Source organism: Pseudomonas sp. GW821-FHT01A09, from assembly GCF_058986725.1.
This window is the reverse complement of sequence record NZ_JBYSWB010000012.1, coordinates 136,613-155,827: the sequence shown is the minus strand read 5'-3', so window position 1 is coordinate 155,827 and position 19,215 is coordinate 136,613. Positions and strand designations below refer to the sequence as shown.

The window sequence follows — 19,215 nt, the reverse complement described above, 5'->3', positions numbered from 1 at the left end:
CTGAGCGGAAAGCCCCCATGAAAATCATCATTCTGGATTCAGTCCTCAACGCTTACGTCAATGAGCCCGACCTCGAGTATCAGTATTTGAAGGAATACGCCGACGTCGAGCTGTATCACGTCGACACTGTCAACCAGTTACCCGCCAGGGCGCTGGAATGCGATGCGATCATTTCCTGGCATCTGGTGCCGCTGGGGCGTTCAGCCTTGAGTCGGTTCACCCGCTGCAAGGCCATCGTGCGAGCGGCGGTGGGGTTCGACAACATCGACCTCGACTACGCCCGCAGCCGCCAGATCCTGGTTGCCAACGTGCCGGACTATGGCACCGACGAAGTCGCCGATCACACCCTGGCGCTGTCCTTGGCCTTGTTGCGCAAGCTCAAGACCGGTGACCGCGTGGTGCGTGGCGGTAGCTGGGACTGGCGCGATGTCGGCGCCATCCCGCGGCTCGCCGATCTGCGCGTCGGTATCGTCGGACTCGGTCGCATTGGTGCTGCAGTGGCGCAGCGCTTCCGGGCGTTTGGTTGCGATGTCGCCTTCCACGATCCGCACATTGGCAGCGGCTGGGAAAAGACCCTGCGGCTCAAGCGCTGCGAAACCCTGCATGACCTGCTGGATTATGCCGACCTGGTCACCTTGCACGCGCCGCTGAATGCGGATACCCGGCACCTCATCAACCAGCACAGCCTCCAGCACCTGCATGGCAAGTTCCTGATCAACACCGCTCGAGGCGGATTGATCGATCCCGAGGCCCTGGAAAGCGCCATGCAACGGCGGCAACTGCGTGGCCTTGGATTGGACGTGCATGCGGACGAAACCTGCCTGCCCGCTGCGGTGCTGCGAGGCGAAGAGGTGCTGTGGTCACCTCATGTCGCCTTCTACTCGGATCGCGCCTTGGGCGAATTGCGCACCAAGGCAGCCCGTTGCGTGCTGCAACTGCTGCTCAGCGGCTGGCACCGCAACCTGGTCAACCCGCACTAAATCCACGCGTTCGATTACTGCACAGAGAGCTTCGACATGCCCATTGCCGCCCGGCAATTCATCGATAACAACCTGGAAAACCCGTTCCCGGGTATCCCGGCACTGGAACGCACCTTGGGCCGGGCCATCATCAGCCGCCTCAGCGGTAACGAGGCGCTGCCGATTCATCCCGGCCAGTGGCTGCGAACCTATCGTGAAGAGTTCCTCGACCGCTGCCGCGAATACCCTGACCCGGCCGCCTATAGCCTGCGCCTGGCGCTGAGTCGACACAAAGGCGTCGCTATCGACGAGGTGCTGGTGGATGCCGGCGCGGACAGCCTGATCCATCTGACGCTGCGCACTTTCACACAGCCCGGGGACCGGGTGCTCACCTCGACCGGGACCTATCCCACCTTCGAATACTTCGCCCGTGCCCAGGGCTTGCACCTCAGACAGATGCCCTACGCCGGTAACGGCATGCAGTTGCGCACCGACCTGCCCGGTCTGCTTGCGGCTGCGTGGGATATCCGCCCGAAGGTGCTGTACCTCGCCAATCCGGACAATCCCACCGGCCACTACCACGACGAGCAGACCATCCAGGCCTTCGCTCAGGCGCTGCCCGAAGAGACCTTGCTGCTGCTGGACGAGGCTTATCTGGAATTCGCCATCGACGAGGCGCACCCGGTGCGCCTCTGGCCCAATACCGTACGACTGCGCAGTTTCTCCAAAGCCTACGGCCTGGCCGGGCTACGCATCGGCTATGCCATGGCGCCGGTATCGTTGCTTGAGTATCTCGTGCAAGCACGTATCCATTATTCGGTCTGCGGACTGTCCCAGTGGCTAGCCGAGCAAGCACTCGAAGACACCCCGTACAGCCTCCAGTTACGCGCAGAAACCCTCCAGCTGCGCGTGCGCTTCCTGCAGCACGCCGAGCAAGCCGGGCTGACCTGCCTGCCCAGTGCCACCAACTTCGTCACCCTGTGCATGACCGAGCCCGAGGCCGCCAACCAGTTGCAGTGGGCCTTGCTCGAACTGGGTGTCAGCGTCAGCAAGCCCAACGCTATCAACGGCCAGAGTCTGATCCGCATCACCCTGCAACCCGACATCTTCGTCCCACAGATCGCGCAGCTGATCTTCGCCCGCCCGAGGAGATCCTTGCCATGAAAAAACTTTTGATTACCGGCATTGGCTGCGTTGCTCTCAAGTACCTGGTGCAGGCGTTGGAACCCTTCGGTTACCAACCGGTGCTTCTGGCGCGCCGGGGCCGCTTCCCGGAACAGATACAGGGCTACCTGGATAACCTGGAAATCCACGAAGTCGATACCACGACCATCACTCAGGTCATCGATTACATCCGTGTCCATCCCATCGCCTTCAACGAAATAGTCGCGGTCACCACCTTGTTCGACGAGCAATTCACGCTGGTGGAAGCCCTGGCCAAGGAATTCGAATGGCTATCCCCGGGGCCTGTGCTGGCCTGGCTGAGCCACAAGCACAGCGTGCTGTCGCTGATCCCCGAATACAGCCCGCCCAGCCTCAACTTCAAGAGCCGTGAATTACGTTCGTTGAATTTGCGTCAGGTCGACAACTGGGGACCCAGGCTGGTGCTCAAGCCAGCGTGCTCATCTGGGGGCCTGGGGCTGCGGCATCTACCCACCAGCGGCACCTTGAAGGCGGACCTGGCGGCTCATCTGCAACATAGCGGTTATGGCTGCGACACCGAGTGGGTGCTGCAACAGGAAATGAGCGGGCGCCTTCTGAGTTTCGAAGGTTTTGTCGAAGCCGGCTGGGTACGTCGCCTGGGCATCTCCAGTCGCTCCCGTATCGGCTTCACCGAGGTAGCGAGCAAATACCCGGCTGACGATCACCTCAGCCAGGCCATCATCGCCCGCGGCTGGGATTGCGTCGAAGCGCTGGTCAGCCGCGCCCATTATCAGTACGGCTACTTTCATTGCGAATTCATCCAGACCGCCACCAGCGTCTATCTGGTGGACGCCAATATCGGTCGCATCGGCGGCGCCACGGTGCTCGAACAAGTGGCCCTGGCCCACAGTATCGATCCCCGACAGTTACTGGCCCATGTGTTGCTGCTGCCGTTGCTGCGCGCCAGTTGCCCTTTGTCGCTGTGCGCCAGTGCCCGCCTGGCCCCGCAGGCGACCTTGGGCATCTGGTATGGCCTGCCCGAAGCCAGCACCCTGGAGCGCCTGCACCTGCCCCAGACGCGCGGCCAGCATACGCAATTCGCAGTCGAAGGCAGTCAGGTCCCCAAGGTGGGAACGTCGGACTATGCCTGGGTAGGCCTGCTGTGCGGCCGGGAAGAAGACGTGCTGTCCGACATTCACGGCATCACCGTACGCACCGACAAGGGCACCTTGGCGCCTGCGTTCACATTGGACTGATGCACCACAGGAAGCCCCATGTCCCTCTACATCATCCGATTTTTCACCTGGGGCGCATGGAGCATCCTCTTCACCTTTTTCGCCGTGTGGTTGGCGACTTCGGCTCCCTTCAGCGCCGCCGACATCGCGTTGATCGCCGGCACTCTGGCCATGACCAACCGAGCCGGTGCCCTGTTGTTCGCTCGCTGGATCGGCCGCTGGGATTTTCGCGCGGCGATGATCGGCACGCAGGTGCTGCTGATGGCGGCGATCATCTGGTTGCAATGGCTGCACCTGCACCAGCTCTATTCGCTGGCGGCGTGGCTGGCGGGCGTTGCAGTATTGGGCATCGCCAATTCGGTATCGACCCTGACGCAACTGACCTTCATCGCCAGCGGCAACACCAAGGAGGACACGGTCACTGCCTTCTCCAAGGAAAACGTCGCGCTCAACCTTAGTGCCGGCATCTCGCCCTACCTGTCGGCCCTGGTCCTCGCCCACGCGCCGAATGGATACCTGGCGTTCGCCTTGCTGTTTTGCCTGCCCACCGTCGCCTTGTGCATGCGCGTCACCCCTCGGCAACGGCCGCAGACCTGCAGCGAGCAGTCGGCTCCTCAGGCGCAAGCCGTCAACAGCCAGAGCCGAGTGCGCTTTCTGACAATGAATTTCCTGTCGTTCTTTGCCTTCGCGCAGTTCTACAACGTGTTCCCGTTCTATGCCGAAAACAGTCTGGGGGCGCAGCAGATCGGTTTGTTCTTCGCCGCCAGCAGCGTGTTGATCGTCATCCTTCAGATCCCCGTCACCCGCCTGTGTGCCCGGCACAACCGTCGCGATCTGATCATCGCGGCCAACCTGGCGCTGGCCATCGGGGTGTATGCACTGCTGTTCGCCACGCAAAAGATGACCGCGATGGTGACGGCCATCTTGTTGCTGACTTTCGCCGAGATGATCTTCGGACCGCTGTATCAATCGATGTCGATCAAGCTGTTCCCAGGGCGCCCGGCATTCGCCATGGCGGTGTTGACCTTCACCTGGGCGCTGGCCGAAACCGCTGCCACTGCCCTGGGGGTGTACCTGGTGGCGCAAGGGCATGCCGGCGCCCTGTTCACAATGGCGGCCGTGGCTGCCGCGCTGGTGGTAGGGATCGTGTGGGGGCGAAGCTACTCGACCGCTTGAATCCGCCAGGCCCAATCGCTGATCTGGTCCACCGTGCGCAGCGGGAAGAACAAACCGTAGGCACCGAAGTAGGCGTAATGTCCAACACCCGTGGCGCGCTCGTTCTCGCCTTTGCAGGTGACCTGTTTGGCAGTGCCTTGCAGTGCAGGATTCAGCGTACTGGCCGGCTGCTCGCTATCGACCGAGCAATAGAGCGTAATCAGGTCGCCCAGCTTCGGCTCACCGTTTACCAGGGGCTTGTAGGCCCGGGTGTAGCTGACCGTTTTGCCGACCGGCAGGTTTTGCCAGTCACCCTCGAAGCGCAGCCAGGTCAAGGCAATCACATTGGCCTTCGGGCCTTCGGCAGTGGGGTCGGAAATGGCTGCGGATAACGGAATCAGGCCCCTGAAGCTGACTTCGATATTGCCCGCTGCCGTCAGGCCGCGCTTCTGGATCACCATCTGACCCGTGGCCGGGTCAGTGCTGAAAAACCACTGCGCCTGTTCGTTGTCGGCAATCTTGCGCTTGAGCACGGTGGCGTCATACACCAGCCCCAGGCGGTTGAGCGGTTTTGGCGGCGGCGGCAACATCAAGCCTTGCACCGCTTCAGTCACAGGCGCCGCGACGGGAGGGATGGGCATTTTGGCCGGTGCTTTGATCCGCCCGTCAAAACGCGGCAGCGATGCCAGGCTGCCCGGCGCCGCGCAGACACTCTGCAACAACAGGCGCTCGTCGACAGTGGCATCGGCCAGCGGATGCGCAGGGGTTTCGAGCAACACCTGGCCGGCGCCGACGCCGTTGTCGGCATCGACATAAAACGCGCTCAAGCGCCGAAACCGCTGCTGCTGGCAATCCGCTGCAAATCGCTCGCGGCGCTGCACGTAGTAGCCACTGCGCTGGCTGTCGAGTTGTTCGCGCGGGTAATCGTAGGCGCCCCAGAACAGCACTTCGCGACCTTCACGGTGCAGGCTCGCGCCATCGAGCAGCAGCCACTGCTGACCCGGCTCGCCCTTGAGCGTTCGCCAATTGGCAGGCGGGTTGTCTGCACAGGCTTGGTGCAGTTGCGCACTGCCCCGCAACTGGTCGAGTTGCTCGGCGGGCAGCTGCGACTCGTCACCGATCTTGCGCGGCATGGCCGCCAAAAACGCCATGCCGCCGCCGGTGGGGTACATCATCTGGCCTCGGGCCTGGGTGCAGGAAGCATTGAAACGAGCGATCAGCGTCTCTGGTTGATCGCCGCTGGCGGGGCGGCTGACCAGGTACGAGACCTGATCACCTTCACGCACCACCGAGCTGGCCACCGCTGGCAACGCCACCGCCTCCTGGAACACCGCCAGGCCCGGCGACGTTGGTTGCTCTGGGGCTGGCGGCGTATGGCTGCAGCCGGCCATGAGCGCGAGCGTCGAGACGACCAGGACGAGACGGTGACACGAGGCGAGACGGCCTTCCATGCAAAAGCTTCCGGTATGGGCAGGGGGTGAGATTCTATCAGTGGTGCGACGGGCGTCGGCAACCTTACGCAAGCAGCGATTTTCGATGAGCTCTAGACCCATGCGATATGGGATGATTCCACCCGGTCATCCATGCACCACGTTTACCTGTCAAAGGACTCTGCCCATGCTGTCGCATCGCCCGCTCCTCGCTGCCATGAGCCTGTCTCTGCTCGCGGCGCTTTCGCCCCTCACCAGCCACGCCGCCAGCAAGCACAAGCAAGAGCCCGCCAAGGAAGCCGCAGCGAGCGGCACGTCCGCCGTGGCGCTGAAGGTTTCGACCCTCGGCGGCAAGTTCACCTTCACCCTGCCCGCCGGTTACGCCGCCAACCCGCTGCCGGCCGGCGATGCGGCCCACGGCACCGAAGGCGCGAGCGGCACCATGTACCTCAACGAGGCACTCAAGCGGGTGATCATCGTCACCGAATCGCCGATCCCCAATGGCACCAAAGTCAGCGACAACGACGACACCTTTCTCGACGGCGCTGCCGCCGGCCTGTCCAGCCAGCAACGCGCCGGGCTGCCGGACTATCAGAAAGTCAGCGAGAAGAGCATGAAGATCAATACCCTCGGCGTGCGCCAGATCGACAGCAGCGCAACCATGGGCGGCGGCAAGACCATCACCACCACCCTGGTCGCCGGCTCGGGCGCGCGCATGACCGCCGTGGAAGTGGTTTCCCGCGCTGCCGACCAGAGCAGCCACGACGCCTTCGTGCAGCAGATCGTGAGTGGCAAGCCGCCGGCCGCTAAATAAGCCATCGGCGAAAGCATCAAGAAACCAGCGCCCACAAAAAAGGGCGGCCCTTTCGGGTCGCCCTTTTCGTTACCGCCCAGCAGAGCGGATTTTGTTTGGTAGGCGCGATTGGACTCGAACCAACGACCCCCACCATGTCAAGGTGGTGCTCTAACCAACTGAGCTACGTGCCTGCTGTGGCGCGGGATTTTACGGGTTTATACGAAGCTGTCAACGGCTAGTTTCAACCTAAGCCGCCTCAGGCCCCGCAGCACTGCTTGAACTTCTTGCCGCTGCCGCACGGGCAAGGGTCGTTGCGCCCGACCTTTTCACCCGCGCGCACCGGGGTGTGGGTCGGCCGCTGCTCGGCCCAGTACTCGTGCAACTGCACGGCGGCGGCGGTAATCATGTCGGCGGCGGTGAACACGTCGATCTCAGGCACCTCGCCCTCTTCATAGGCGTCATCGCCCAGCGACTGCAGCACGATCAGCGACAGCATCACGTCCTGGTCTTCCGGCATTTTCGGCCAGTTGTCGGCCAGGCGGCGGTAGCCGTAGCACCATTCCTGCAGGCTCGGCATGCCATCGGCGTCTTCGTTGTCGTCGTCCAGCACTTCATTGAAGATCGGCGCGAACTCTTCGGTGTGCTCGGTAATCACCAGCTCCAGGTTGCCCATGTGCTGGACCAGCAAGTTGACGAAGCGATCGAAGGCCTTGTCGTCCTTCCACTTGGGCAGGGCCTTGGGATTGCCCCACAGCGCGTTGTACCAGACGCTGAACGGCAGGATTTCCGGGCTGGAGATCAGCGCCGTGAAAAAGCCGTCGAGTTCGGAAATATCACGCACCGAATCTTCGTTCTGGAAGCTATCCAGCGCGCTCTGGAGTTCATCCAGTTGGTCGTCGGTCAAGGGTTCGGTGCTGAGAGGGGTGTTCATTGAAACGCTCGCCTTGCAGAAATGGAGATACCGCCGGGCATGCCGCAACCGGGGAAGGTCATCGCGCCCATGGGAAAGCCGACATTGTGGCCTATTGCTGCCCGCGTTGCTCACAGCAATGTTGCAGAACGTCGAAAAGCACACACCGGCGGACGAAAAACCGCATTCAAGGCATTGACGTCAATCGAGTGTCATAAAGCCATCATCTTGTTTTGTTACAACCCCATGAACAGTTGGATTACTCAGGTTCATGTCGTGAAAGCCTTAATCGCTCGATTGCTTCGCCCCCGCGTCAGTCGCCCCCTGCTACGCCGCATGGCCATCGGCCCGCGCCTGCTTGCCGGTTTCACCCTGACCGCCTTGCTGATGGGCGCGCTGGGTGGTTTCTGTCTGTTGGAAATGCAGAAAATCCGCCATCAGGGCGAATTGATCGAGCGTGGGCCGCTGTCCAGCATCGCTCAAGCGGATGCCATTGCCATCGATCTGGTCAAGTTGCGGCTGGAAGCGGCGTTGCTGCTGGCTTACGCCAACGATCCGGGCGAAACGGTGAACCGCAAGATCAACGTCGAGCAACTGGCGAATGAGGTCAATCAGGGCTTCAAGGATTACCTGGCCAACGTGCAGGCCGGCACCGAGCACGACTCGATCATGTTGCTGCAGGACGCCTATCGGCAGTTCCTCACGCCTCTCAAGGATGCCATCGGTCTGATCGAACAGAAGCGCGGCGCCGAAGCCAATGCCATGGCCAACGGCGCCTTGGGCAATCAGGGCGCGATGATGGACATGCAGGTGCAGTTGCTGCGCGAGCTGAACAAGCAGGCCACCGCCGATGCCCTGTCGGCGTCGGCGCATACCGATGCGCAGTCGCGGCTGGTCATCCCCATTGCGATTGCAGTGGCGCTGCTGATCACGCTGTTGCTGGCCTGGCGCCTGAGCGTCAGCATCATTCGGCCCTTGCGTCAGGCCTTGCAGGTAGCGCACACCGTGGCGTCCGGCGATCTCAGCCAGGCCGTGCACGCCGAGGGCCGAGACGAAGCCGCTCAACTATTGCAGATGCTGGGCCACATGCGCGACCAGCTGCACGGCGTGATCAGCCAGATCGGCGGCGCGGTGACACGCCTTAACGCCGCCACCCACGAGATGGGCGCGATCATGCAAGGCAGCGCCGACGGCATGCAGCAGCAGTACAACGAGATCGAGCAGGCGGCCACGGCGGTCACGCAGATGAGCCAGGCGGTGGAAGAAGTGGCTGGCAACGCGGTGTCGACCTCGAGCGAATCCCGGGCCTCCAGCGCCGCGGTGCGTCAGGGTCAGACGCAACTGGACCAGACCATGGCCGATATCGGCGAACTCACCGATCAGGTCGAGCAGGCAGCGGCCCGCGCTCAGGATCTGGCCACGCAGACTTCCGGTATCAACAAGGTGCTGGATGTGATTCGCAACGTCGCCGAGCAAACCAACCTGCTGGCCCTCAATGCCGCCATCGAAGCCGCCCGCGCCGGGGAAGTGGGCCGCGGCTTTGCCGTGGTCGCCGACGAAGTGCGGGCCTTGGCCCACCGCACCGGCGCCTCGACGCGCGAGATCGAGCAGATGATGGGCGGTATTCATCAGGGCACCGGCCTGGCCGTCCAGGCCCTGGCGGCCAGTGCCAGCCAGGCGGGGCGCACGCGGGAACGCGCACAGGCAGCCAAGGATGTGCTGGGCAGTATTTCCCAGGCGGTGGCGTCCATCGATGAGCGCAATCAGGTGATCGCCAGCGCCGCCGAGCAGCAGGCGCAGGTGGCGCGGGAAGTGGATCGCAATCTGGTGCGGATTCGCGATCTGTCGCTGCAGAGCGCCACGGGTGCGGCCCAGACCAGCGCCGCGAGTCAGGAGCTCGGGGTGCTGGCGGTAGAACTCAATGGCATGCTCGGGCGGTTTTCGTTGTAACTCGATACGCTCCAGCGCTTGCCGCTTCCGGCTTTTTTCGCCATCTTGGAAGCCATTCCACCGTACCAGGCCCGTACCATGCCGACTCCCGCCGCCCCCGCCCCACGCCGTCGCTGGCTGCCCCTGCTGTTGCTGGCGTTGTTCATCGGCGTGGGCTTGCCCTACGGGTGCTCGCAACTTGCGCACAAAGAGCGTGAGCTGATCTTTCGCATCGAGCCCGGCAACGCTGGCTGGTTCACCGGCATCCCCAGCGGCATGCAGGAGCTCGATATCCCGATCGACAAGACCCTGAGCAGCAACCAATACCTGCACGCCTGGTGGTGGCCCGCTCGCACCGGCAATGCGCCAACCCTGCTGTACCTGCACGGCACGCGCTGGAATCTGACCGCCCAGTTGGGCCGCATTACCGCGCTGCACAACATGGGCTTCGCGGTGCTGGCCATCGACTATCGAGGATTCGGCCAGAGCCCCGGCGACCTGCCTTCCGAGCGCAGCGTCTACCAGGATGCCCAGGCCGCCTGGCAACGCCTGGTACAACTGCAGCCCGATGCCGGCAAACGCATGATCTACGGCCACTCGCTAGGCGGCGCGATTGCCATAGACCTGGCCGAACATATCGACAAGGAAGACTTGCCCAAGGCCTCGGGATTGATCATCGAGTCGACCTTCACCGATATGGGCGCTGCGGCTCAGGCGGTGATCAAGACCTCGCTGCCGGTGCGCTGGATTCTCTCGGAGAAATTCGATTCCATCGACAAGATCGCCGACATCGGCATGCCGGTGCTGATCGTCCACGGCACCGAGGATCAATACATCCCGCCACGCCTGAGCGAAGAATTGTTCAACGCCGCCATGGCGCCGAAGAAGCTGCTGCTGATTCCCGGTGGCACCCACAACAACAGCATGATCGTCGGCAGCCGGCAGTACGCTGAAGCGATTCGCCAGTTGTTCAAGATGAATGCCGATATTGGCGCCGGCTGACGCAACTAACCCACCACCGCCACAGTCTTTGCTAGAACCCCGAATGACTTCAACGTTCAAGGATTCAGCATGGACTCCAGGCCGCAGCGCGATACCTCCCCCGAGCCCCACAAGGACGGCGAAACGCCAGGCTTGTCCCAGGACGAGAAGAAGGAAGCCAACGAACAACAGCCCGCCCGCGCCGCGGTCTTGCACGAGATCATCCGCAGCCAGGGTGATCATGAACTGGAGCGCAGTTTTGCCGCACTGTTCTGGTCGGCGCTGGCGGCGGGGCTGACCATGGGCCTTTCGCTGATGGCCATGGGGTTGCTCAACTCGCGGCTGCCGGATGCCGAAGGTTTCAAGGTGATCGCCAGCTTCGGCTATTGTGCGGGCTTCCTGGCGGTCATCCTCGCGCGCCAGCAGCTGTTTACCGAAAACACCCTCACCGCGGTGCTGCCGGTGATGACCAAACCGACGCTGGAGAACTTCGGCCGCTTGTTTCGGCTATGGGGTGTAGTGTTGGTGGGCAACCTGATGGGCACCTTGCTAGTGTCCTACGTGATGCTGCACTTGCCGATCTTCGATACCAAGACCGATCAAGCCTTCCTCGAGATCGGCCGCAAGGTCATGGAAAACGCGCCATGGCCGATGTTCGCCAAGGGCATCATCTCGGGCTGGATGATCGCCACGCTGGTGTGGATCATTCCCTCGGTCAAGGATGCCAAGATCTGGCTGATCGTGATGGTCACGTATCTGATGGCGTTGGGGGATTTTACCCACATCGTGGTGGGCTCGGCGGAGGTGTCTTATCTGGTCTGGGCCGGTGAACTGAGCTGGGTCGAGTTCTGGGCGCACTTCGCGGCGCCGACCCTGGCGGGCAATATCATCGGCGGCAGCTTCATCTTCGCCCTGATCAGCCACGCCCAGGTGCGCAGCGATACTCCACCGCAAGGCGCTTAAGCAAGCAGTCTATCGACCAGCGCTCAACGACCGCACAGGTCCAGGCGCTGCTGCAGTACGTTGAACGACACCGGTTCTTCGCATTCCAGCCTCGCCGCGAGGGTCATGCACCAGTAGTCCGCTTCGCAATGCAGGTCGATGCTCTGGCGCACACCGATCGGCGCAAAACCCAAGCGCTTGTGCAGATCGGCACTGTCGCTGTCATGTACCGAGACCGCAACATAGATCGCCATGAAGCCCTGTTCGCTCAGGTGCCGTATCAAGCAGCGATACAACGCCATACGCACCTCAGGGACAAGGCCAGGCACCTGGACACAGACGTCCACCGACCAGCGTAACGCCAGCAGCGAACGATGGGCCGTGGCATAGGCATAACCCAACGCGCGGCCGGCCTGCTCTGCCACCAGGAAGGGGTAGTGCTTGAGCGTTTGTCGTATCAGCTCGGCGAGCTCCCGCTGCGAAACATCAGTCGGGTCGGCTTGCAGGGCGAGCAGCGCGGCGGCGTCCTCGGGGATGGCCGTGCGCACATGCAGTTCAGTCATACAGTCGAGCTTCCAGTGGTACTTCTCAGGTGCGAAATATCCCTCGCATCACAGCTCCTGAAGACATCCGTCCGAATTGTGTCGTGTTTTTACCAATTCGTTCAAGTGTGTTTGACGTCATTTTCATGACGCGTATCAACGCATTAGCCGATCAGGCCTGCTAAACGCCCGTGCCTGGAATGAAAGCCGATACAGCCGGCGCCATCGACGCTTTTGAATATTTTTGTACCCTTCGATGAACGGATCCACACTGGACAGCCCGCGCGCAAACAGCCAATCATGGCCTCTTCCCCAGATGGAGCCCCTTCTCATGCAGAGCAAATTGATCCTCGGCCACGCCGAAGTCACCCGTATCCTCGCCGCCGCCCGTGCCGAGGCGCAGCAGCACCAGTGGGCCGTGACCATAGCTGTGGTCGATGATGGTGGCCATTTATTGGGCCTGGAACGTCTGGACGGCGCCGCTGCCAGCACCGCCTACATCGCCACCGAAAAAGCCCGGAGTTCGGCCCTCGGCCGCAGCGAATCCAGCAAGTACGAGAAGATGGTCAACGAAGGGCGCACTTCGTTCCTGTCGAACCCGGTGCTCACCAGTCTCGAGGGCGCGGTACCGGTGATCGTCGAGGGTCAGGTGATCGGTGCGGTAGGCGTGTCGGGCGTGGCGTCGAAGGATGATGTGCAGGTAGCGCGGGCGGGTGCTGCAATCCTCGCCTGAATCAACCTGTAGCGAGGGGGCTTGCCCCCGAAAAGTGTGCAAGCCCCAGAGAGGTGTCGCTGGCGTTGTTTTCGGGGGCAAGCCCCCTCGCTACAGGTAATGGCGGGCTTAGCCGAACAACCAGTACCCCAGCGCGGTGAACACCACCACTGCCAGCACCGGCCGCAGCACTCGATAGGCTTTGGGATTACGGCGCTTGAAGGCCTTGACCTTGGCGCTGAAACCATTGCTGAAGCGCTTGCTGAAGGCATAAGCCTGATTGATGCCGCCCACGCGCTCGTCGTCGGTGTTCTGCGGCGCGGTGGCGCGGCCGAGGAAATCACTCACGGCCTTGTTGACCCGCCCCATGATGCGGTTGGACAGCGGCCGCTCGATGTCGCAGAACAGGATCACCCGCGTCACCTCGGTCTCGTTCTTGACCCAATGCACGTAGGTCTCATCGAACATCACGTCTTCGCCATCGCGCCAGGCGTATTCCTTGCCATCGACGAAAATTCGGCAGGCGTCGGAGTTAGGCGTTGACAGCCCCAGGTGATAGCGCAAGGAGCCGGCGAACGGATCGCGGTGCGGGTTGAGGTGACTGCCGCCTGGCAGCAGCGCGAACATCGCGCCCTTGACGTTGGGGATGCTGTTGACCAGTGCCACGGTCTTGGGGCAAAGCACTTCTGCGGACGGCAGGGCCTTGTCGTACCACTTCAGATAGAAGCGCTTCCAGCCTTTCTTGAAGAACGAACCGAAGCCGGCGTCGTTGTCTTTAGCGGCGGCGCGAATGTAGCCCTCATCGAACAGGTGCATGGCCTCTTCGCGGATGGTTTCCCAGTTGTTCTTGAGCACATCGAGCTCGGGAAACTTGCTGCGGTCCAGGTATGGCGTCGACGGCACGCTGGAAAACATGTACATCAGGGCGTTATAAGGGGCGAACAGCGCCGAATGATTGACGAACTGGCGCAACACCGGTAGCCGCGCCTTGCCGCGCAGATGCACGTACAGGATGCTGCCGACGAAAATCAGCAGCACCAGAACCTTGGCGGCGAGAGAAAGGGTCATGCGTGGACTCCACGAAAATGCAGTCCACCATGATAAACCCGATTGCGGTGGGGGAACACCTGTGGCGACAGGGTGAGTGACTCAGGTCAATGCCATGACCTGCTCTGTAGTGAGGGGGCTTGCCTGCGAGGGGCCGTTACTGACACCCCGCGTATGACAGGGCTGGCCTCTCGGGGGCAAGCCCCCTCACTACAAAAGATTATTTCGCTCGTGTCCTTTACTGCTGCAACTCGGCCTCAGTAAACAGATCACTGAACAACATGCTCGACAGATAGCGCTCGCCCGAATCCGGCAGGATCACCACGATGGTCTTGCCCTGCATCTCCGGCTTCTCCGCCAGGCGCACGGCCGCCGCCATGGCTGCGCCGCAGGAAATACCGCAGAGGATGCCCTCCTCCTGCATCAAGCGCAGGGCCATGGCCTTGGCTTCGTCATCACCCACCAGCTCGACACGGTCGACTATCGAGAGGTCGAGGTTTTTCGGCACGAAACCGGCGCCGATGCCCTGGATCTTGTGCGGGCTGGGCTTGATCTCCTCGCCCGCCAGCGCCTGGGTGATCACCGGCGAACCGATCGGCTCCACGGCCACCGAGAGGATCGACTTCTTTTGCGTGTGCTTGATATAGCGCGAGATCCCGGTGATGGTCCCGCCGGTACCGACGCCCGCCACCAGCACGTCCACGGCGCCGTCGGTGTCGTTCCAGATTTCCGGGCCGGTGGTCTTCTCGTGGATCGCCGGGTTGGCCGGGTTCTCGAACTGCTGCGGCATGAAGTATTTTTCAGGGTCGCTGGCCAGCAGTTCCGCCGCCTTGTCGATCGCGCCCTTCATGCCCTTGGCCGGCTCGGTGAGCACCAGTTCGGCGCCAAGGGCCTTGAGCACCTTGCGCCTCTCGATGCTCATCGATGCCGGCATGGTCAGCACCAGCTTGTAGCCCCGCGCGGCGGCCACAAAAGCCAGGCCGATGCCGGTGTTGCCGGAGGTGGGCTCGACGATGGTCATGCCGGGTTTGAGGCGACCTTTGCTTTCTGCGTCCCAGATCATGTTGGCGCCGATCCGGCACTTGACCGAATAACCGGGGTTGCGCCCCTCGATCTTGGCCAGGATGGTCACGCCCCGGGGGGCGATGCGGTTGATCTGCACCAACGGCGTATTGCCGATGGAGTGGGCGTTGTCGGCAAAAATCCGGCTCATGGCAAAGGGTCCTTGTGCACCAGCGATAAAGCTCAAGGGTATGCCTGCCACGCCGACGAGTCCAGTCGAGGCGAACCGATGCCGCGCCCGACAGTCAATCGTTGATACCCCTGGAGAACCTGGTCATGAGACGTCGCTACAGCTGGCCTTTGTGGACCCTTGCCGGTCTGGTGCTGCTTTTGTTGCTGGTGCATATCGCCCTGCCCTATGTGGTGCGTGATTACCTCAACGACAAGCTGGCGACCATGGGCGACTACCACGGCCATGTCGACGACGTCGACCTCGCACTATGGCGCGGCGCCTATCGCATCAACGGCCTGCAGATCACCAAGGTCGACGGCAAGGTGCCGGTACCATTGCTCGATGCGCCGGCGATCGATCTGTCGGTGAGCTGGCATTCACTGTGGTACGACCATGCCGTGGTCGCCGAGATGGCGTTCCTGCGCCCGACGCTCAACTTCGTCGACGGCGGAACGGACAAACAGGCCTCGCAGACCGGTAGCGGCACCGACTGGCGTGCGCAGCTGGGCAAGTTGCTGCCGATCACTCTGAACGAAGTGCGCATCGACGACGGCAAGATCAGCTTTCGCAATTTCTCCTCCAAGCCGCCGGTCAACCTGCAGGCCACTGGCGTGAATGCCAGCGTCTATAACCTGACTAACGTGGTGGATGTCAAAGGCAGACGGGATGCGCGCTTCGAGGCCAAGGCTCAGCTGTTCGGCCAGGCGCCGCTGGAAACCACAGCCACCTTCGACCCGCTGAGCAACTTCGAAGACTTTGAATTTCGTCTGCGCGCCACGGGTGTGGAGTTGCGCCGCCTCAATGATTTTTCCAGCGCCTATGGCAAGTTCGACTTCAATGCCGGCACCGGCGATATCGTGATCGAGGCCGATGCCAGGAAGGCCCAGTTGAGCGGCTATATCAAACCGTTGCTGCATAATGTCGACGTGTTCAATTGGCAGCAGGATGTCGAGAACAAGGACAAAGGCGTTTTCCGCTCCATCTGGGAGGCCATTGTCGGCGGCTCGCAAACAGTGCTGAAAAACCAGAGCAAAAACCAGTTTGCTACCCGTGTGGACCTCAGCGGCAACGTGCACCGCCAGGACATCAGCGCCCTGGAAGCGTTCTGGGAGATTCTGCGCAATGGCTTCGTGCAAGCGTTCAATGCCCGTTACGAGCAAGCGCCGCCCAGTGCCGGGAATTGACTTGCCATCCACATCAACCCTGTGGCGAGGGGGCTTGCTCCCGATAGGCCGGCACTGATACGCCACGGTGTGCCAGTACCGGCCTATCGGGAGCAAGCCCCCTCACCACAGGCATATATTGGCCATCGGCGTACGGCACGGAGATCGAGTGGTCTCGCACCGCTCTGCGCCCCCGCGTTATAGTCGGGAACATCAAATCACCAAGACGGAGCCGCACCGATGAAATTCGAAGGCACAGCCGCGTACGTCGCCACCGACGACCTGAAACTGGCGGTCAACGCAGCCATCACCCTGCAGCGCCCCCTGCTGGTCAAGGGCGAGCCCGGCACCGGCAAGACCATGCTCGCCGAGCAACTGGCCGAATCCTTCGGCGCGCGGCTGATCACCTGGCATATCAAGTCCACCACCAAGGCCCATCAGGGACTGTATGAATACGACGCCGTCAGCCGTTTGCGCGACTCGCAACTGGGCGTCGACAAAGTCCACGATGTGCGCAATTACCTGAAGAAAGGCAAGTTGTGGGAAGCCTTCGAATCCGAAGAGCGGGTCATCCTGCTGATCGATGAAATCGACAAGGCCGACATCGAGTTCCCCAACGACCTGCTGCAAGAACTCGACAAGATGGAGTTCTACGTTTACGAAATCGACGAGACCATCAAGGCCAAACAGCGGCCGATCATCATCATTACGTCCAACAACGAAAAGGAACTGCCGGACGCCTTTCTGCGCCGGTGTTTCTTCCACTACATCGCCTTCCCCGACCGCACCACGCTGCAGAAGATCGTCGACGTGCATTACCCCGACATCAAGAAGGAACTAGTCAGCGAAGCGCTGGACGTATTCTTCGATGTGCGCAAGGTACCGGGCCTGAAGAAAAAGCCTTCGACCTCCGAACTGGTGGACTGGCTCAAGTTGCTGATGGCCGACAATATCGGCGAAGCGGTACTGCGCGAACGCGATCCGACCAAGGCCATTCCGCCTCTGGCCGGGGCGCTGGTGAAAAACGAACAGGACGTGCAGCTGCTCGAGCGCCTGGCGTTCATGAGCCGCCGCGGCAACCGCTGACTTTCGATTTTCTGCCAAAGGGCGACAGCCATGCTGCTCAACCTCTTCAATGAAATGCGCGCCGCCAAGGTGCCAGTGTCGGTGCGCGAGTTGCTCGACCTGATCAACGCCCTCGAACAGCGGGTGATCTTTGCCGACATGGACGAGTTCTATTACTTGTCACGGGCGATTCTGGTCAAGGACGAGCGCCATTTCGACAAGTTCGACCGGGCGTTCTCGGCCTACTTCAACGGTTTGCAGAATCTCGATCAACACCTAGAAGCGCTGATTCCCGAGGACTGGCTGCGCAAGGAGTTCGAACGCTCGCTGACCCCGGAAGAACGCGCCGAGATTCAATCGCTCGGCGGCCTCGACAAGTTGATCGAAGCCTTCAAGCAGCGCCTGGAAGAACAGAAGGAACGCCATGCCGGAGGCAACAAATGGATCGGCACCGGCGGTACCAGCCCGTTCGGCTCCGGGGGCTACAATCCGGAAGGCATCCGCGTCGGCGATGCCGGCAAGCGCCAGGGCAAGGCGGTGAAAGTCTGGGATCAGCGGGAGTACAAGAACCTCGACGACCAGGTCGAACTGGGCACACGCAATATCAAGGTGGCGCTGCGGCGCTTGCGCAAGTTCGCACGCCAGGGCGCGGCCGACGAGTTGGACATCGATGGCACCATCGACCATACCGCCCGCGATGCCGGCCTGCTGAATATCCAGATGCGCCCGGAGCGACGCAACTCGGTGAAGTTGCTGCTGCTGTTCGATATCGGCGGCTCGATGGACGCCCATGTAAAAGTCTGTGAGGAGTTGTTCTCGGCGTGCAAGACCGAGTTCAAGCATCTGGAGTATTTCTACTTCCACAACTTCATCTATGAATCCGTGTGGAAGAACAACTTGCGGCGCACGTCGGAACGCACTTCCACTCAGGACCTGCTGCACAAATACGGTGCCGACTACAAGGTGATCTTCGTCAGCGACGCCGCCATGGCGCCCTATGAGGTGACTCAAGCGGGCGGCAGCGTCGAGCACTGGAACGAAGAGCCCGGGTATGTGTGGATGCAGCGCTTCAGGGAGAAATTCAAGAAGCTGATCTGGATCAATCCGTATCCCAAGGACACCTGGGGCTATACCGCGTCGACGCAGATCATCAAAGAGCTGGTGGAGGACCAGATGTACCCGCTGACGCTGCGTGGGCTCGAAGAAGGGATGCGCTACCTGGCCAAATAACGTCCATCCCTGTAGCGAGGGGGCTTGCCCCCGATAGGCCGGGGCTGATACTCCGCGGTGTGTCAGTACCGGCCCATCGGGAGCAAGCCCCCTCACCACACGGGTAACCCGATAGCGCCGGGGCTGATACTCCGCGGTGCGTCCAGTACCGGCCTATCGGGGGCGAGCCCCCTCGCTACAGGTGGCGGGGCAGGCAGTCGTGACTTAGCGCCAGCTCTCGTGCTTGCTGATCTTGCCCCGATGCCGCCCACCCGCGAACGCCCAGTCCAGCAGCACGATAAACCCTTCGATCAGCCACGCCAGCAGGAACGCGCAAGCGATCCCCCAGGCGATGGCCTCGGGCGCCAGCAGCACTTGATAGCTGTAGCCATTGAGGGTCTCGTCGCGAATCGCCGGATCGGCCGCAGTGATCACGTGCCAGGCCTTCTGATACCAAGGCCCTTGCAGCGCTTGCCATTCGGCGTCCAGCGCGGCCTGGCGGGTCACCAGATTGCCGATGCTGGTAGCGTCGCTGCGAAAGACCGGGTCCTCACTGCTGCGGTAGTGCTCCACCAGCGCCTGCAGATTGCCGTTGAAGAACTGGTTGGCGGTATCGTTGAAACCTTTGAGGCCCTGCTGCGCCTCGATCAGGTGCGACTCGACCCGATGGCTGTAATCGTTGATGAAGCCGGGCACCTGCACGCCCACCAGCAGCCCGAACGTAAACAGAATCAAGCGCGCGTAACTTCGCAGCATGGGAGCT

General features: G+C 61.8%; 18 protein-coding genes, 1 tRNA gene and 1 pseudogene. 13 read left to right on the top strand and 7 right to left on the bottom strand.

Features of this window, described 5'->3' with window-relative positions:
• The first annotated feature begins 17 nt into the window (after positions 1-17).
• From AC3WJP_RS15870 to AC3WJP_RS15855, 4 genes are read left to right on the top strand one after another with little or no spacing between them, the layout of a single operon-like run.
• Positions 18-980: a C-terminal binding protein gene (locus AC3WJP_RS15870; protein WP_493722105.1), complete on the top strand. Its 963-nt coding sequence runs from the start codon at positions 18-20 to the stop codon at positions 978-980.
• Positions 981-1,016: 36 nt separating this feature from the next.
• The gene (locus AC3WJP_RS15865; RefSeq protein WP_493722106.1) at positions 1,017-2,123 is read left to right on the top strand and encodes an aminotransferase class I/II-fold pyridoxal phosphate-dependent enzyme; all 1,107 of its coding nucleotides are present in this window, start codon (positions 1,017-1,019) and stop codon (positions 2,121-2,123) included.
• Entirely contained in the window at positions 2,120-3,358 is a 1,239-nt protein-coding gene (locus tag AC3WJP_RS15860) for an ATP-grasp domain-containing protein (RefSeq protein WP_493722107.1), read from the top strand. The genes AC3WJP_RS15865 and AC3WJP_RS15860 overlap by 4 nt, the downstream gene beginning before the upstream one ends.
• 18 nt (positions 3,359-3,376) lie before the next feature.
• On the top strand, positions 3,377-4,513 hold the full coding sequence (locus AC3WJP_RS15855; RefSeq protein WP_493722108.1) for an MFS transporter: 1,137 nt from the start codon (positions 3,377-3,379) through the stop codon (positions 4,511-4,513).
• On the opposite strand, the gene AC3WJP_RS15850 is transcribed toward AC3WJP_RS15855, so the two are convergent.
• Positions 4,498-5,943 (bottom strand): surface-adhesin E family protein, encoded by a 1,446-nt coding sequence (locus AC3WJP_RS15850; RefSeq protein ID WP_493722109.1) that lies wholly within the window; start codon positions 5,941-5,943, stop codon positions 4,498-4,500. The two genes, AC3WJP_RS15855 and AC3WJP_RS15850, sit on opposite strands and share 16 nt — an antisense overlap.
• A gap of 166 nt (positions 5,944-6,109) precedes the next feature.
• Between AC3WJP_RS15850 and AC3WJP_RS15845 the strand changes: the two genes are divergently transcribed.
• The gene (locus AC3WJP_RS15845) at positions 6,110-6,736 is read left to right on the top strand and encodes a DcrB/PsbP domain-containing protein (RefSeq protein ID WP_493722110.1); all 627 of its coding nucleotides are present in this window, start codon (positions 6,110-6,112) and stop codon (positions 6,734-6,736) included.
• Between the two features lie 96 nt (positions 6,737-6,832).
• On the opposite strand, the gene AC3WJP_RS15840 is transcribed toward AC3WJP_RS15845, so the two are convergent.
• Both AC3WJP_RS15840 and AC3WJP_RS15835 read right to left on the bottom strand, forming a co-directional pair.
• A tRNA-Val gene (locus tag AC3WJP_RS15840) sits at positions 6,833-6,909 on the bottom strand.
• A gap of 65 nt (positions 6,910-6,974) precedes the next feature.
• Positions 6,975-7,649 carry a UPF0149 family protein gene (locus AC3WJP_RS15835; RefSeq protein WP_493722111.1) on the bottom strand — a complete coding sequence of 225 codons (675 nt, stop codon included), beginning with the start codon at positions 7,647-7,649 and terminating at the stop codon, positions 6,975-6,977.
• 21 nt (positions 7,650-7,670) lie between these two features.
• On the opposite strand from AC3WJP_RS15835, the pseudogene AC3WJP_RS15830 reads away from it, so the two are divergent.
• From AC3WJP_RS15830 to AC3WJP_RS15815, 4 genes and pseudogenes are all read left to right on the top strand, one after another.
• Positions 7,671-8,720, top strand: a pseudogene (locus tag AC3WJP_RS15830) (MCP four helix bundle domain-containing protein); the annotation flags it as partial.
• Positions 8,703-9,578 carry a methyl-accepting chemotaxis protein gene (locus AC3WJP_RS15825; protein WP_493735678.1) on the top strand — a complete coding sequence of 292 codons (876 nt, stop codon included), beginning with the start codon at positions 8,703-8,705 and terminating at the stop codon, positions 9,576-9,578. The pseudogene AC3WJP_RS15830 and the gene AC3WJP_RS15825, both read left to right, overlap by 18 nt.
• A gap of 78 nt (positions 9,579-9,656) precedes the next feature.
• Positions 9,657-10,559, top strand: a complete 903-nt coding sequence (locus AC3WJP_RS15820) for an alpha/beta hydrolase (protein WP_493722112.1) — start codon at positions 9,657-9,659, stop codon at positions 10,557-10,559.
• A gap of 69 nt (positions 10,560-10,628) precedes the next feature.
• On the top strand, positions 10,629-11,501 hold the full coding sequence (locus AC3WJP_RS15815; protein ID WP_493722113.1) for a formate/nitrite transporter family protein: 873 nt from the start codon (positions 10,629-10,631) through the stop codon (positions 11,499-11,501).
• A gap of 23 nt (positions 11,502-11,524) precedes the next feature.
• On the opposite strand, the gene AC3WJP_RS15810 is transcribed toward AC3WJP_RS15815, so the two are convergent.
• The gene (locus tag AC3WJP_RS15810; RefSeq protein WP_493722114.1) at positions 11,525-12,043 is read right to left on the bottom strand and encodes a GNAT family N-acetyltransferase; all 519 of its coding nucleotides are present in this window, start codon (positions 12,041-12,043) and stop codon (positions 11,525-11,527) included.
• Between the two features lie 310 nt (positions 12,044-12,353).
• On the opposite strand from AC3WJP_RS15810, the gene AC3WJP_RS15805 reads away from it, so the two are divergent.
• Positions 12,354-12,755 carry a heme-binding protein gene (locus AC3WJP_RS15805; RefSeq protein WP_493722115.1) on the top strand — a complete coding sequence of 134 codons (402 nt, stop codon included), beginning with the start codon at positions 12,354-12,356 and terminating at the stop codon, positions 12,753-12,755.
• 108 nt (positions 12,756-12,863) lie between these two features.
• Here the strand turns inward: AC3WJP_RS15805 and AC3WJP_RS15800 are convergent, their stop codons facing one another.
• Entirely contained in the window at positions 12,864-13,802 is a 939-nt protein-coding gene (locus AC3WJP_RS15800; RefSeq protein ID WP_493722116.1) for an aspartyl/asparaginyl beta-hydroxylase domain-containing protein, read from the bottom strand.
• 217 nt (positions 13,803-14,019) lie between these two features.
• Complete coding sequence (cysK, locus tag AC3WJP_RS15795) at positions 14,020-14,994, bottom strand: cysteine synthase A (RefSeq protein ID WP_493722117.1); 975 nt, start codon at positions 14,992-14,994, stop codon at positions 14,020-14,022.
• 125 nt (positions 14,995-15,119) lie between these two features.
• Here cysK and AC3WJP_RS15790 point away from each other — a divergent pair, with 125 nt between their 5' ends.
• From AC3WJP_RS15790 to AC3WJP_RS15780, 3 genes are all read left to right on the top strand, one after another.
• On the top strand, positions 15,120-16,199 hold the full coding sequence (locus AC3WJP_RS15790) for a DUF748 domain-containing protein (RefSeq protein ID WP_493722118.1): 1,080 nt from the start codon (positions 15,120-15,122) through the stop codon (positions 16,197-16,199).
• A gap of 219 nt (positions 16,200-16,418) precedes the next feature.
• A complete protein-coding gene (locus tag AC3WJP_RS15785) occupies positions 16,419-17,264 on the top strand; it encodes an AAA family ATPase (RefSeq protein ID WP_027977089.1) in 846 nt (281 codons plus the stop codon).
• A 30-nt stretch (positions 17,265-17,294) separates the two neighbouring features.
• Entirely contained in the window at positions 17,295-18,473 is a 1,179-nt protein-coding gene (locus tag AC3WJP_RS15780; protein WP_493722119.1) for a vWA domain-containing protein, read from the top strand.
• Between the two features lie 204 nt (positions 18,474-18,677).
• Here AC3WJP_RS15780 and AC3WJP_RS15775 read toward each other — a convergent pair whose 3' ends face one another.
• Positions 18,678-19,208 (bottom strand): DUF2937 family protein, encoded by a 531-nt coding sequence (locus AC3WJP_RS15775; RefSeq protein ID WP_493722120.1) that lies wholly within the window; start codon positions 19,206-19,208, stop codon positions 18,678-18,680.
• Positions 19,209-19,215: the final 7 nt, after the last annotated feature.